The 13,232-nt window shown below is 62.8% G+C and carries 17 protein-coding genes; 8 read left to right on the forward strand and 9 right to left on the reverse strand.

What is annotated here, in order from left to right; genetic code table 11:
* Window positions 1-211: 211 nt before the first annotated feature.
* The 8 genes from FV222_RS00140 to FV222_RS00170 all read left to right on the forward strand — a co-directional run bounded on the left by FV222_RS00140 (window position 212) and on the right by FV222_RS00170 (window position 4,292).
* Window positions 212-778, forward strand: coding sequence for a hypothetical protein (locus FV222_RS00140; protein ID WP_147812533.1), 567 nt, complete (start codon window positions 212-214; stop codon window positions 776-778).
* Between the two features lie 112 nt (window positions 779-890).
* Window positions 891-1,520 (forward strand): hypothetical protein, encoded by a 630-nt coding sequence (locus tag FV222_RS00145; protein WP_147812534.1) that lies wholly within the window; start codon window positions 891-893, stop codon window positions 1,518-1,520.
* Entirely contained in the window at window positions 1,520-1,999 is a 480-nt protein-coding gene (locus tag FV222_RS00150) for a hypothetical protein (RefSeq protein WP_147812535.1), read from the forward strand. The genes FV222_RS00145 and FV222_RS00150 overlap by 1 nt, the downstream gene beginning before the upstream one ends.
* 71 nt (window positions 2,000-2,070) lie before the next feature.
* Window positions 2,071-2,730: a ParA family protein gene (locus FV222_RS00155; protein WP_147812536.1), complete on the forward strand. Its 660-nt coding sequence runs from the start codon at window positions 2,071-2,073 to the stop codon at window positions 2,728-2,730.
* 89 nt (window positions 2,731-2,819) lie between these two features.
* Window positions 2,820-3,134 (forward strand): hypothetical protein, encoded by a 315-nt coding sequence (locus FV222_RS00160; RefSeq protein ID WP_147812537.1) that lies wholly within the window; start codon window positions 2,820-2,822, stop codon window positions 3,132-3,134.
* Entirely contained in the window at window positions 3,131-3,610 is a 480-nt protein-coding gene (locus FV222_RS29215; RefSeq protein WP_187277136.1) for a hypothetical protein, read from the forward strand. Before FV222_RS00160 ends, FV222_RS29215 begins: the two co-directional genes overlap by 4 nt.
* Window positions 3,607-4,077 carry a hypothetical protein gene (locus tag FV222_RS00165; protein ID WP_147812538.1) on the forward strand — a complete coding sequence of 157 codons (471 nt, stop codon included), beginning with the start codon at window positions 3,607-3,609 and terminating at the stop codon, window positions 4,075-4,077. The genes FV222_RS29215 and FV222_RS00165 overlap by 4 nt, the downstream gene beginning before the upstream one ends.
* Window positions 4,074-4,292 (forward strand): hypothetical protein, encoded by a 219-nt coding sequence (locus FV222_RS00170; RefSeq protein WP_147812539.1) that lies wholly within the window; start codon window positions 4,074-4,076, stop codon window positions 4,290-4,292. Before FV222_RS00165 ends, FV222_RS00170 begins: the two co-directional genes overlap by 4 nt.
* Window positions 4,293-4,855: 563 nt before the next feature.
* Here the strand turns inward: FV222_RS00170 and FV222_RS00175 are convergent.
* The 9 genes from FV222_RS00175 to FV222_RS00215 all read right to left on the reverse strand — a co-directional run bounded on the left by FV222_RS00175 (window position 4,856) and on the right by FV222_RS00215 (window position 13,185).
* Window positions 4,856-5,461 (reverse strand): hypothetical protein, encoded by a 606-nt coding sequence (locus FV222_RS00175; RefSeq protein WP_147812540.1) that lies wholly within the window; start codon window positions 5,459-5,461, stop codon window positions 4,856-4,858.
* Between the two features lie 574 nt (window positions 5,462-6,035).
* Complete coding sequence (locus tag FV222_RS00180; RefSeq protein ID WP_147812541.1) at window positions 6,036-6,353, reverse strand: hypothetical protein; 318 nt, start codon at window positions 6,351-6,353, stop codon at window positions 6,036-6,038.
* Window positions 6,354-6,825: 472 nt separating this feature from the next.
* Window positions 6,826-7,833: a hypothetical protein gene (locus FV222_RS00185; RefSeq protein WP_147812542.1), complete on the reverse strand. Its 1,008-nt coding sequence runs from the start codon at window positions 7,831-7,833 to the stop codon at window positions 6,826-6,828.
* Between the two features lie 1,272 nt (window positions 7,834-9,105).
* Complete coding sequence (locus FV222_RS00190) at window positions 9,106-9,546, reverse strand: hypothetical protein (protein WP_210248416.1); 441 nt, start codon at window positions 9,544-9,546, stop codon at window positions 9,106-9,108.
* A 44-nt stretch (window positions 9,547-9,590) separates the two neighbouring features.
* A complete protein-coding gene (locus FV222_RS00195) occupies window positions 9,591-10,373 on the reverse strand; it encodes a hypothetical protein (protein ID WP_147812544.1) in 783 nt (260 codons plus the stop codon).
* A 93-nt stretch (window positions 10,374-10,466) separates the two neighbouring features.
* On the reverse strand, window positions 10,467-10,979 hold the full coding sequence (locus FV222_RS00200; protein WP_147812545.1) for a hypothetical protein: 513 nt from the start codon (window positions 10,977-10,979) through the stop codon (window positions 10,467-10,469).
* Window positions 10,980-11,241: 262 nt separating this feature from the next.
* Complete coding sequence (locus tag FV222_RS00205; protein ID WP_147812546.1) at window positions 11,242-11,565, reverse strand: hypothetical protein; 324 nt, start codon at window positions 11,563-11,565, stop codon at window positions 11,242-11,244.
* A gap of 7 nt (window positions 11,566-11,572) precedes the next feature.
* Window positions 11,573-12,502, reverse strand: coding sequence for a M20 family metallopeptidase (locus FV222_RS00210; protein WP_147812547.1), 930 nt, complete (start codon window positions 12,500-12,502; stop codon window positions 11,573-11,575).
* The gene (locus FV222_RS00215) at window positions 12,499-13,185 is read right to left on the reverse strand and encodes a hypothetical protein (protein ID WP_147812548.1); all 687 of its coding nucleotides are present in this window, start codon (window positions 13,183-13,185) and stop codon (window positions 12,499-12,501) included. Before FV222_RS00215 ends, FV222_RS00210 begins: the two co-directional genes overlap by 4 nt.
* Between the last annotated feature and the right edge of the window lie 47 nt (window positions 13,186-13,232).

A 13,232-nucleotide genomic window follows, 5' to 3' on the forward strand; every position in this document is an offset into this window, starting at 1 on the left:
GCAGCCGGAAAGCCGAAAAGGAGCCGCACCGTGAGTTGACCAGACCCACCCAATGATAAACATCAACCCCTGAACCTGGGTCACTTCTCAACGAAAACGCCGGGTCAACTCTCAGCGGAAATCAACACTAACCCCTCCCCGCTGGCTTTTTCGTAGCCCGAGCAAGGGCTTCCTGCGTCCAGCATAATCAGTCAGTAGTGACTTTGCACCCATGAGCATCACCCTTACCCGCTACATCGCGCTCTGCGGCCACCCCGGATCGGGGAAGAGCACGGTCCAGAAGATCCTGAGCGACCTCTACGACGTGCGCCCGGTCGATGACGGCCTGCCGCTGCGCCGCATCGCCGTCGAGCAGATGGGCCTGACCTGGAACCAGGTCCTCACTCAGGCCGGCAAGCTGGAGACCGTCGAGATCGCCGGCCGGGCCTGGGTCGTGCGCGACCTGCTGGGCCAGATCGGCAACCGGATGGAGGATCTGCTGGGGCCGCACGGCATCCCGTTCCTGTGCGAGCAGACCGTTGCCGGCGAGACCGGCAGCTTCTCGTTCGGATCGGTGCGTCGCGACCAGGGCGGCTACTACAAGGCGAAGGGTGGCGCGGTGATCGGCGTGCGCAGCCCCTTCGCCCAGCCCTCCCGCTACGAGTTCGACCGGTTCGACGAGAGCCTGGTCGACGTCTGGATCGACAACGACGGCGTCAGCCTCGAAGCGCTCCAGCGCGAGGTCTGCGAGGCGATGTGGCGCCTCGACCTGATGACCCGCACCGCGAGGACCGCGTGATGGTCTGGTTCCGCTACTGGTTCAACGCCGCCCTGACCGCTCAGAGCCTCGCCTTCGCCTACACCTGCGCGATGCAGGACGAGGCCGCCCGGCTCCTCAAGGAGGGCCGGTCGTGAGCGCCTGGAGCAGCCGGCTCGATCAGATCGACCACGCCTCGGTGCGCCAGCACCCGAGCTTCTTCGAGGTTCGCTCCGACGGCCCAGCCAGCCGGCTGCTCGGCTGGATCTCGGGCATCAAGGGCGAGGCGGTGAAGGCCGACCACATGGTCCTCTACGCGGCGCCGGCCGACGAGGATCTCGAATACGTGGACGAGACCGACGGCAGCAAGACGATCAAGATCTCCGCCATCGGCGAGGAGGTCGCTTACCGGGTGGGTCTGCGCCAGTGGTATAGCCCCGAGGATAGGGCAATGACCGCCCACGTCGCGCCCCAGCACGCCCCGGCCTACGCCGAGCGCGAGCGGATCGTTGCGGCCGCACGCTACTGCTACACCTGGCGCCACCTGGTCGTCTCGGCCGAGGAAGCCCAGGCGCTGTTCGATTTCGGGGAGTTCTTCCCCTACGAGCCGGCCAACGACACGGACACGATGCTCGCCTTGCGCGACGAGGTCGCGTTCTTCGACGTGCTGGCCCAGGCCGAAAGCCTCATCATCGACGCCAGGGCCCTGCTTGCCGGCTCGATCTCAACCAACAAGCTCGCTGCGCCGTCCATGAGCCACTACCGCCCCGTGAGGAGCGCGTGATGGGCCGGCGCATCGAGACGTTCAGCGACCTGGTCCAGCCGTTCCAGGAGGAGTTCAACGCCTTCATGCTGGGCGAGCTCCTCGGCAGCGGCGAGAGCCGCGTCGTCTACTCGTGCCCGTGCGAGCCGGACAAGTGGGTCTACAAGATCGAGCGCGACCAGCTCCACGAGTTCCACAACGTCCGCGAGTGGACGACGTGGCAGCAGCTGGAGGACTACCCCGACGCCCGCGCCTGGCTCGCCCCGTGCGACAGCATCTCCAAGGGCGGGAAGATCCTGCGCATGGCCCGCACGGAGCCGCTGAACGGGATCGACGACCTCAAGGGCATCAAGATCCCGAACTTCCTGGGCGACTGCCACTGGGGCAACCTCGGGCGCTTCGAGGGCCGCATCGTCTGCCACGACTACGCCTACTCGCGCATTCCCGAGCGGGCCGTGAAGCGCTTCCGCCTCGTGAAGAACGACCGCGAGACGGGCTAGGCGTTAACAGCCCCTTAAACTAGGTGTGGGCGATCTAGCTCGAACGCGGTTTCGCGAAGAGGAGATCGATCATGCCGATGAAGACCATAGCCTGCCTCTCGCAGAAGGGAGGCGTCGGGAAATCGACCATCTGCCGGCTCGTCGCCCGCTCCTACGCCATCAGCGGCTGGCGCGTGAAGATCGCCGACTTCAACACCAAGCAGCTGACCAGCGTGAACTGGGCTTCGATGCGGATGAGCACCGGGGTCGCGCCCGAGATCGCCGCCGAGGCGTTCTCCTCCGTGAAGGTCGCCCTGCGCCAGGCGCACCAATACGACCTCATGGTGTTCGACGGCCGCCCCGACAGCGAGACGTCCGGACGCGACATCGCCCTGGAGAGCGACCTGGTCGTCCTGCCCGTCGGCACCAGCCTCGACGACCTCGCGCCCCAGGTGAAGTTCGCCCACGAGCTCCTCGCCCACGGCGTCCAGCGCAAGGCGATCCTGTTCGTCATCAACCAGAGCGCCGACAGCCAGATCGAGACCAGCGACGCGCGCGCCTACATCGAGATGGCGAACTACGCCGTCGCCAAGACCGACATCCCGAACAAGACCGGCTACCGCATCGCCCAGAACTCCGGTCGCGCGATCAACGAGACCACGTTCCCCACCTTGAACGACCGCGCCGACGGGGCGATGCAGGAGATCAACGACAAGCTGACCGAGCTCACGAAGACCGGGGTCGCCGCATGAGCCGTCTCGCTCGCCTGAACATCGCACCGCCCGAGCCCGACGCACCCGAGCCAGCTCCGGTCGCGGCCCCTGAGCCTGCCAAGGAGCCCGTGAAGCGCCTGCCGGCCACGCCCAGGCAGTCGGACGCCCCGCTCAACCTGCACATCCCCAGCGACGGCCTGGTCGACCTGAACTTCAAGGTGGAGCCCCTGCTGCGCCAGCGCTTCAAGATGGAAGCCGTGCGCCGTGGCATGTCGAACAAGGAGTTCTTCACCGCCTGCTTCCAGGTCTACATGGACACCTACCCCTCGGACGCGGAGATCGTGGAGCTGCGCGAGCCGACGACCGAGCAGCGCAGCCGTCGCATCAAGCTCAGGAAAGAGCGGGCCGCGCGGATCGCGAAGATCAGAGGCAGACGCGAATGACCATGCGAGCAATATCGATCGTTGCCGTCTGTTTGTTGACGATGCCAGCGCAAGCCGACTGGCAATACACGCGCTTCGGTATGACCGTCGGCGAAGTTGTCGCAGCGTCCGGTGGAGTTGCGAAAACAAATACGGATCGATCGCGCGATGGAAGGGAGTTTGAATCACTCCTTGTCGCACCTTATACAGGCAACGGGTTCACTTTCACGAGTGTGTTTCGTTTCGATAGGAAGACAAAGAGGCTTATCACTGTCGAGTTAGAGCTAGAAAACACTTCAAGGTGCTCAAACCTCGAAAAGAATTTGTATCAATCGTATCATGAGCCAATCGAGACCGATAAAGGGATCGGAGTCGTCACCGTGACATGGCATGATGCTTCCAAGAAAAACATTGTCAGTTTGACAGCGCTTCCTCCCAGCTTTTGCACTGTGCGTTACGATCCGATTCTCGTAACAGAGCCGAGTGGCGGGCTATGACCGTGAAGACGATATGGGCTGTAGCCGCCTGCCTGCTGACGATGCCGGCACAGGCCGACTGGCAATACACCCGTTGGGGCATGACGGTGGATGAGGTCGTTGGCGCGTCGAAGGGTGTGGCTCGGCGCTATACCGATCTCGGGAAAAACGGGATCGATTGGAAGGTTCTCGCTGCTGGCAATTACATCGGTGGCCCCTACACCTTCACATCGATATTCCAGTTCGGGCTGAAGGATGAGCGTCTGACAGGCGTTCGGCTTGAGCCTTCAAACGCGGACGATTGTAGTCAGATACCTGACAGTCTTCGGGTGAACTATGGCCGCCCGATGAAAGAGGATACGTCTGGGCCTTTTAAGTCGATCGTTTGGCTCTCGAAATCTGGCGATGAAGTGACCTTCATGCGGATCAACTCCAACTGCCACATCCTATACGAGAAGGCGTTGAACACCGCACGGGGTGGTCTGTGAGCGAGCCTGCGAACGACGCCTACCCCTCGAACGTCGCGCGCGAGATCCTCGCGAAGCTGACGCCAGCGGAGCTGGCGGATGCTGAGGAGGAAGCTCGCGCCAAGGGTGTGACCGTCGAGCTCCTGATCCTGCGTGCCATCGCCGATCTCATCGAGAAGTCCGACCGCGATCACGACACGTTCCTGCGGGGCGATCTCCCCAAGGGTAGCGGGTGACGGGGTGTTGGGGATCGGGGAGCCGGGGCGTGCAATCCTTGGCGATTGGGAGTTTCTCGACCGGGTGGTTTCACGCCAAGGCTATTGCTGCCGGGTGTTTGAGTTTTGCGCCAAGGTTAGGGAGCCGGATGTCAGCGGCAACCCGAGGCATAGCACCCGAGGCGCGACTGTGGCCCTAGGACATCGTGTCCACCCGACCACATGGCGGAAAAGAGACAGTGTGACGGGCGGATCACATTGTCTCATCGTCGCATCATGCGGCTAAAAGGACACGCATCATTCGAGCAACACGCGAACGAATAGAGTAGCGCGCGACGTGTAGCTCGAAAGCAACAGTGTTAATTTCGTGAATGTCTTGCTGGGTCATCGGTTCGTCTCTCTCTGTGCTGACTTCTAGAGACTAGACGCGTTCGCATCGGAACGCAACAGTCACGGCTGACTTAATTGCAGAAACATGGACGTGCGCAGGGATCGCAATAGAGCGTCGCTGAGAGCGTTCGCGCGTCGCGCGCTGTCTCAGTGCGTGAGAGCGCTCGCACGCTCTCACGCATCGTCTGAGACGCTTACAGCGTCACGTTGAGAAACTTCGCGATGCGCTTCGTCGCGTTGCTTGTCATGTTGACTTTGTAGGCGACGTTGTTCGCTTCGTCGCGCGTCTCGACTAGCACGTCGAACATGCGAAGCGCGGCGATTGAGCTTGACGACTGCGAGTTAGCAGTTGACGCGGCGATATTTTTGACGAAGCGCACGATATGCGCGTCTTTCTCGGGCGACGCTTTTAGGTCGAGGCAGATGCACGCTTGCGCGTCTTTGTGCGTCATGGTCGAGCTGGCGCGCGTCAGGTTGAGCGCGGTGAGAAAGACGTGGCGGGTGTAGGCGTTCAGCGTCTCAGCTTGTGCAGCGCTCTTGGCGACGTTCAGAACCTTCTCGACGCTGTAGACGTTGAAAAAGCTGTCGTCGCGCTTTTTCGCGTTCATGAAGTTGGCGTCAACTTTCGCAGTCATGAGCACGTCGAAAACGGCATCGTGAAAGTAGTTTTTCGCATACTTGTTAAGGTTTGCGACGAGGTTGTCGTTGTGTTCGGCAGTCTCGAAGGCGATGCGCGAAGCGTAGTTCGTCTCGAAAGCGGCGCGATACTCGGCGACGTTCTGGGTCTTGGTGCTGGTCATTTGCGTGTCTCTCTCTGTGCTGACTTTTAGAGAATATCGGCGTTCGCATTGAACGTCAACAGTCAGTCGTGACTTTTTTGGAGGAAAAGGTTTGGAGAAAATCGGGCTTGCGTGGAAAGGATAAACTGTAGAAAAGCAGGGGTTCTGCTTGACAGTGCTTTCGGGGCCAGTGTGGCTGGCCCGCCACTGTGGCTTGGAAGCCATGTGGCAACTCCGCCGCCACAGAGCGGCTGGAAAGCCACACTGGCTTTCCATGGGCTCCCATAGGAGCCCCTACCCCTCCCATGGAACGCCTCCGCAGGCGCGCGCAGCCGTTCCTAATTTCCGCGACCGGACGGAACCCGTCCCATGGAAGCCCATGCTCGAGTCCGGTCCATGGAAGCCCGTCAGAAGCCCGCCCACGGCGTTCCGAGGTCTGGGACCGACCTTGCAGCCCCTCGGGTCTCCATGGGGCTCCACGGGGCTGCAAATCGATCTATGACGGGTTCCCCTCCCATGGGTCTCCACGGGCGACGCTACACGAAAGAGAAGGCGCTCCCTAGAGCGCCCTCCCCTCTCGCGCAGCGCGACTGCGTTATGCGAACGCGCTTTGCCCCAGCTCCCGTGCTTCCTGCATCTCGCGCTTGCGCTGTTGCGCCATGCGCTTGCGCTCCACCCGTCGGCGCGAGATCTCGCGATCAGCTTCCTCGAAGGGCAGCTCCACCCGACCTTCGACGTAGGCGCGATATTCGATCCCCAACGCACGAGCGACACGCATTTCCATTTTCTCCTCTTGATCGATGATTTTGGCGTAGTGCGCCTTCTGAACTTCGTTCGGAGCGTTGAGCGCCGCGTCCGAGAACTCGATGAGATCAGCGAGACGCGAAACGACCGAAGTGACAAATTTGCGCATGTGAGTGACTCTGTATGTCTTGCGAAACACTGTGTTTCGCTGCTGACGTAGAGACTATGCGCTTCGCACTATTGGAGCTCAAACTGGAAGATGCTGGATCTTGTAGGGAGGATCTCGGTAGGGACGGGGTTGGATATTGCTGGATCCGGGTTGGGCCGCCTCCCATGGGGTTCCGTGCTCTCCCATGGAGCTCCAGCGGCCGGCGTCCCTTGGACCGTGGCCTAGCGGCCTACAGGCCTGCGGACGGCCTAGGCCTGGCCGTGGACTCCCATGGCCTCCCATGGATCTGGCCTACGCTGGCGCCCCAGCCGTTCCGAATTTCCATGGCGTTCCGAGGACCTGGCCTGCGTGCCCGCCCCAGCCGTTCCGAATTTCCGCGTCCGGACGGTTCGGCCCTCCCATGGGAGCCCACGGCGATCATCGGGCCAAAGAGAAGGGGCGCCGAAGCGCCCCTCCCCGTCCCTCTCGGGTGTCAGGCTGCCTGCGCCTGCCCCTTGAACAGCTTCCCTTCGATCGCCTTCACGATCGGGTTGGTCGTGAGCGCGAAGGTCGGGTTGCGGGAGCTTCCGGAGCGCGTGACCACTCCCAGCGTCTCCAGCGCCTGCATCGTCGAGGACGCTTGGGTCGGCGCGGTCGAAGCGCTGACGGTGTGACGAACCAGGTGCTTCCTGATCGCGAGGTCGGACTGATACTTGTCGGAGGCGGCGGACTTTGCCGTCTCCAGCGAGAAGGTCTGACCCGCCTTCGCCATGTTGAAGAGGCTCATGGTCACGCAGCGGTTGATGGCGTTCTGGACCTCACCAGCGTCGCTCGCCAGCGCTCGCAGCAGATCGACCACTTTCCCGATGGCGTAGACGTTGTAGCGGCTCCCATCGTGCTGCGAGCGGTTCACGAAGGCGGTGTCGACCGCAGCAGCGATCAGCACACGCGCGGGGCCTCGGGACAGACCCATGCTCTCACGCGCCTTCTTGAGCGTCTTCTGGATGTTGGCGCCATCTCCGTGCTTGGCGTTCTCGAAGGCGGCACGCTCGTCGATGGCAGCGTTGATGGTGCGCTGCGCCAGGTCGACGTCGTTCTCGTCCAGCATCAGCATGAGGTCTCGGAAGGAGATCTCGGTCGTGGCGGCTGGCTCCTCGGTGGCCTCGGCCGCATGGACCTCGTCGCGCATCTCCTCGGCCTCGATCTCCTGGACCACTTCGTCGAGGAGCACGTCGGTCTCGGGCATGGCGGCGAACGCCTCGGTCAGCGCTGTCTCACGATCGGCGCGGACGCTCTCGATGTGGAAGGCGTTGGCATCGAGCATGTGCTGGTTGAAGTCGCTCTCGCCGATGGAAACGCCGATCTTGACGGCGGAAGTGAAAGACTTGCGAGCGCGGGTGGAAGCAGTGCGAGCCATTTGAAATTCTCTCTGTGTAGTGCTGCGAGCGGTGTTGCTCGCTGCTGACTTCGAGAATATGCGCTCACTCGGATTGGGACGCAAAATGGAAGATGTAGGACTTCGTAGGCACGTTTTTCGACTAGGATTTATACGCACGCGCGTGCTTTATAGTTGTGCGAGGCGGCTGGTTGGAACGGATCGTAGGGACGCGGAGCGTGGCGCCCGGCGTCCATGGGGTGCCGGGGAGATCCTCTCGCACCCGGAGCGTCCCATGGGAGAGCTCGGATTTCCGAGTCCCTTCCGGGTCCGCGTTCCTGTTCTTACTACTCTGTATAGAAGGTATAGAAAGAACAGGAACGCGGACTTGGATTTCCATGGAGATCCGGGAGCGACGAGGCCTCCCATGGGGTTCCATGGAGATCACCGGGCGCGCATGGGACTGCGGCTCCCCATGGCGGATCGTTCCGGTCGTGCAGGGATCCCATGGGCTGCCGTGGACCCGGTTGGCAGCGGGCCCTGCGGCCGTTCCTAATTTCCGGGTCAGATCGGGAAGCGGACCTTCCCCGGTGCCGATCTGATGGGAACGGACATTCCCTACGGCACCGGGGTCAGCGTCAGCGCGGCTGCACCCGTCAGAGATCCGGTAGCGCGTTGTCCGTCGCGCTCTGTGCATCGCTCAATCGTTGTATCTGCCTGTGCGTGGGTGCTCAACAGGGAGCTGTGCGGTGGCCCAAGTTGGTTGGTGGGGTGCGGGTGAGGAGATCGGATGGCGCCGCGCCTCGTTTTCTCTCTCCGCCTCTCTCACGCTATTTCCCGACGCACCCTCTCTATGCGCACCACACGCCCGGACGCTCTCTAGGGACGCACATGGGTCTCTCTAGGGGTGACGCTCTCTCACGGGTCACGCGTGCGTCGCTCTCTGTGTGTCGTCTCTATGTGATGGTCGTGCTCGTAGCTTCACGACGTTGCTCGCAGAGCGCGATCCACTCTCAGCGACGTCTCTCTGACGCTCTCACGCGTTCATCGCTCTCTGTGACGCTCTCTAGCGATCTGCATGATCTGGGCGCCTTGGATGATCTCTCGCTGGGGTCTTTGAGGGGTTCTTTTCGATCGCTCGGGTTGATGTCTCATCGGTTGAGACATTTTCCACAAAACGAGTTCGCATTGGATTTGGGTGGGACATCCAGGTGACATCCAGGTGACATCGGTGAGACATGAGGCCCTCGGAATGTCTCATCGGTCGATAGTTCGCATTGGCATCCGGGTGGACATCCAGGTGACGTTGATGGGACATGGATGTCTCACATGAGACGTGGCCTAGGCCTGCGGGATCCTAGGCCTGGCCGAGGCCTGAACGGACCTGTGGCCTCGCTCTCACCAGGCCCAGTCCCGGTAGATGTCCACGCCCGGAACGGTGATGTTGGCGTAGGAGCTGACGCCGATCGCCCAGAAGCAGTCGTCCTCCCACGGCTTGTTGGCGATGGGCATCCCCTTGAAGCGGACGCACTCGTAGCGGCCGTAGCGCTTCTCGACCTTCACCACGGTCCCCTTCTTCAGCGGGATGCAGAGGCTGCCGCCGTTGCGGGGATCGTTGGGGTCGGTGTGGCTCTCATAGAGCGCGCGTGCCTCTGCCTTGCGGCCGGGCGTGTTGGCGAGGGTCAGCTTGATCTGGAGATCGTCGAACACGGCGACGTTCTGGCAGCTCGGCTGCGTGGACTTGATGGTGTGCGGGCCGGGGTTCTCGGCCCACTTCTCGGGTGGGGCTGCCTGGGCGGCTACCGTGGTCAGGATGAGGGCTGTGAGCATGTTTTTCATGCTCGCTCTCATAGCGTGGCCGTAGTGGGGCTTCTACGGGACCTTCACTGGGGCCGGCGCTTGCCAGCCAGCAAGTCTGCCACCTCGGGCCTGATCGGCGTCTGGACCTCGTATTGGCACCAGGTGAAGGTGTCGCCGTCCGCATGCTCGGAGAGGACCTGGACGAAGGTGTCCATGTCGGGGAAGTGGTCGTAGCTGAGGTCCACGCCTGTCTCGTCCCTGATGATCTCTACGGTCTCGTCGTCGAGGCCGGCGAGGATCAGCAGCTCCCGATGCGCCTGCTCTTCGTTCATGGCGTATAGAATGCACTCGGGCAGTCGGTCTGGGTGCAGCTTCGGCGACTTGCGGATGCGGGTCAGATGCCAGACGTCGATGATCCCAGGGTGGTCGCTGATGTATCTAGCGAGCCCTGGTTCAGCATCGACGACGACCTCCTCGGCATGAACGGGTGGGACGGGAACGGGCAGCGCCGCCGGCCTGTCGAGAACATCGACCTCCCCGGCCATGGGTTCCGGCTCTTGGCGCAGCGGCTCGGCCTGCCGAGCCCCCTTCTTGACGAAAGTCTTGGGCACGCCGTTAGCCAGCCACTCCTTTTCGCCGGCGCCCTTCGCTCGATCGGCCCGTTCGGCTCGCTGGCGCTTGTAGTAGGCGTCGAAGTCGGCCGGGGTCGCTGTGCCTAGGAGGTGTGGCAGCGCCCCGCCCCTGAAGATCACTCGGGGTGGCCCGCCTGCTTCCGGTGGCGGATTGCGAAGGCGGGTGTAGAGCCCATACAGCGCCGGGATCACGATATGCGATCCGATCATGACGGCGAGGACAGGTAACGGCATCACGGCACCCGAAGTTGGCCTACGTCAGACTAGCCACGCTGAACCTGAACGCTGGGTGACGCACGCAGCGCCTCAGCTTGTCGGGCGGATTGCTCATGGCTCGATCGGCTGCTCGTAGGGGCTGACCTCGTAGGTGTCGCCGGTGAGCGCCTTCAGCCGGTCGCATAGCCCGCACACGTCGCCGACGCCGAACTGGTCGAGCTCAAGGGCCTTCGCCTCGGTCTCGTCGTAGCCGGCGATGGTGATAAGTTTGCCCATGGCCTCTTCGAGGCTCGGTGCCGTCATCAGGCAGTCGAGAAGGCGGTCGTCGTCGAGCTGATCTGGGTCGCGGTTGCGGAAGATGGCATAGATCTCGGTGTAGGTCGGCGCCTTGGCCTTCTCGATCACGTCCGCGAGGGTGGGCTCCTTCGGCTTGACCTCGGTCTGCTCGAGGAAGCTCTCCACGGCGGCATCAATCTCGGCCTGGCTCGGGAAGCGCCTGGCCACCCTCTCTTGCTCGGCCAGACGTCTCTCGCGGATTCGCATCGCCGACGGCACGGCTCGGCTCATGTGCGACACGCGCCGCAGGACTTCCGCGTCGAGCTGCTCGAGGGTGAGGCTGCGCAAGGTCTTCTCCACCGACATGCGCCTAGGCCGAGTGACCTCATCCGTCAGCATTCTCTCGCCGCGGGAGAGGTGATGGCTTGAGAAAACAAGCCCAACTTCACGATCAGGCGGTAGCCCCGAAATACCCATTGCCGCGCTCCGCTCTCTCGATAAGCCGTTGCTGATCCCTCATGAGTGAAGATCGGGAGGAGCACGGTCAAGCAGATGGGCGCAGGCTTTGTGTGACGGTCTTTACGTTTGGCAGTCCATATCGTGAACGCGGCTAGGGAATATCCCTTTCTATCAGAGACTTGGATGGCATTGACGAGGTCCTCGCCGATGATGGCGCCGGCGTCGTCAAGGTAGGTCTGGACCCTAGCGAACGTCTGCCCTCACGAACCGCGTTCTCGATCGCCTGTCGGATCCGTTCCTCGGCCATAGGCTGCTGCGTGACGATCCTCACCTTGAGCGTGTGCGGCGCCGGCAGTCTGGGCATGAGGTAGGCGACGGCCCGGTCGGTGAGCTCGCCTACGTCGAAGCCGTTGAGCGTCATGCTCCAGTCCGGAGCGTTGAAGGTGATGGCGATCGGGTGCTCGCTGACGGGCACGGGCTTCTCATTTGGACGGCGGCGACAGGAGCTTCCTCACCGGATCGCTGATGGGCATCCGGACCTCGTAGAGCTCGAAGGTGTAGGCGTCCTTGGTGTGGTGCTCCAGGACGGCGCACAGCCCTATGTGATCGACGATCTCCAGCCCTGTCCGTCCCTCCCAGTCGATGACGACCTGGCGCAGCTCCTCTGCGTCGTAGCCGGCGAGCTCTCCCAGCTTGAGCCAGGCCTCACCGCTGTCCGTGGCAAAGGACACGATCTCGGGTAGGTCGAGGTCGGGCGCGTTCCGCTGCCGGCTGACGACCCAGATCTCCGTGATGCCAGGCGTGGCTTCGAGGAAGGCCGTGAGCGCTTTAGGTAGGCCGCTCGGTGCCTCGACCTCTGCAACCGCCTCGGGCGCCGACGGCGTGACGCTCTGCGGTTCGATCACATGGGGATGCAATCGGTCAGGCGGTGGCGGTTCGGGTCGCGGTTCGGGCCTGAACTCGATCACCCGCGCCCAGCCGTTCTCTTGCCGGGACAGAACTCCCCCATGAGGCCTCGCCCCTGGATGATCCCGAAGCGCTCGCATGGTGGCGAGCTCGATCGGGATCGCGCCCTTCTTCCGCTCGTAGGTCGGGCGAGGCTTGGTCATGTCGATGACCGTCGCCGGCTGCTCAGATTGGGTAGCTGGCTGGGGCGGGCTGGATGACCGTGGGTAGACCTCGTCCATGCTCATCAGCGGGACCACTTTGCCGTCCCTGACCTGTAACCCAATCGCCGCTAGGCGGTGTTCGATGGGGAAGACGATGGGCGGCGCCTCGGGCGGCTGCGTTCCCTCGTTCAGGATGGTCACTTCCGAACCCCACCATCCCGAGGCGGGGTCGGAGGATGATTTCGGCTTGGGTGCGTCTCTGCCGAGCAGCAGGCGCAGGATGTTCGCGAAGGTGAGGTTCATGCCTGGAGCGCTGCCATGATCTCGTCGGGCAGCGGCAGCGGCACTTCGTATTGCCCGAACCCGTAGATGTCGCCGCCGGTGAGCTCCTTGAGCCGCTCGCAGAGGTCCGAGACCGTGCCGACGGCTACGAGGGTCAGCTCCTCCTCTTCGATTTCCATAGCATCGAGACCGGACAGCTGGATGAGCTGGGCGAAGGCACCTTGCTCGTTGAGGGCGAGACGCATCACTTCCTCGATCCGACCCTCTTCCACCGGGGCGGTGCGCTCGCGCGTCACTTTCCAGATGTTGACGAAGGCTCGCGTCTCGACCGCATCCTCGACCAGCGGTGCAGGTTCGGGGCTGGGCGCCTCGTCCGGAAACCGACCTCGGATAGAACGGATCTCCGTCCCATACTCCTTGAGCATCCTATGCGGCGTTAGGCGCACCAGCGCTGTCAGCTCGTCTTCGTGGATCGAGAGTTGCCCTGCGTGGATACGAAGGGCCGCTCTCGGGATCCCTGCTCTCTCGGCCGCGCGGATCTGTCGAGCCGTCTCTTTCGTGACCATGATGATCTGGCCGTCTCCGCTATGGAAACGGACGTGCGTGCTCGTGTCGGTGATGGTGAGCCTCTGGGACCTGGGGCTTTTGTCCGCTCTCTGACCGGTCAGCTCGCCGCTATCCATCGCTCGCTTGATCCAGCTCATCTACCGTCTCCGTCGCGCCGCTGACATCAGCCGTTGCTGACCCGCCA

This window comes from Methylobacterium sp. WL103 (assembly GCF_008039885.1).
GTDB classification, from domain to species: domain Bacteria; phylum Pseudomonadota; class Alphaproteobacteria; order Rhizobiales; family Beijerinckiaceae; genus Methylobacterium; species Methylobacterium cerastii.

What these genes read in the sequence shown, in the direction of transcription:
- FV222_RS00190 (WP_210248416.1), bottom strand. Translation starts at nt 9,546, where the DNA reads ATGAAAAACATGCTCACAGCCCTCATCCTGACCACGGTAGCCGCCCAG.
- FV222_RS00150 (WP_147812535.1), top strand. Translation starts at nt 1,520, where the DNA reads ATGGGCCGGCGCATCGAGACGTTCAGCGACCTGGTCCAGCCGTTCCAG.
- FV222_RS00155 (WP_147812536.1), top strand. Translation starts at nt 2,071, where the DNA reads ATGCCGATGAAGACCATAGCCTGCCTCTCGCAGAAGGGAGGCGTCGGG.
- FV222_RS00195 (WP_147812544.1), bottom strand. Translation starts at nt 10,373, where the DNA reads ATGCCGTTACCTGTCCTCGCCGTCATGATCGGATCGCATATCGTGATC.
- FV222_RS00210 (WP_147812547.1), bottom strand. Translation starts at nt 12,502, where the DNA reads ATGAACCTCACCTTCGCGAACATCCTGCGCCTGCTGCTCGGCAGAGAC.
- FV222_RS00175 (WP_147812540.1), bottom strand. Translation starts at nt 5,461, where the DNA reads ATGACCAGCACCAAGACCCAGAACGTCGCCGAGTATCGCGCCGCTTTC.
- FV222_RS29215 (WP_187277136.1), top strand. Translation starts at nt 3,131, where the DNA reads ATGACCATGCGAGCAATATCGATCGTTGCCGTCTGTTTGTTGACGATG.
- FV222_RS00180 (WP_147812541.1), bottom strand. Translation starts at nt 6,353, where the DNA reads ATGCGCAAATTTGTCACTTCGGTCGTTTCGCGTCTCGCTGATCTCATC.
- FV222_RS00165 (WP_147812538.1), top strand. Translation starts at nt 3,607, where the DNA reads ATGACCGTGAAGACGATATGGGCTGTAGCCGCCTGCCTGCTGACGATG.
- FV222_RS00215 (WP_147812548.1), bottom strand. Translation starts at nt 13,185, where the DNA reads ATGAGCTGGATCAAGCGAGCGATGGATAGCGGCGAGCTGACCGGTCAG.
- FV222_RS00140 (WP_147812533.1), top strand. Translation starts at nt 212, where the DNA reads ATGAGCATCACCCTTACCCGCTACATCGCGCTCTGCGGCCACCCCGGA.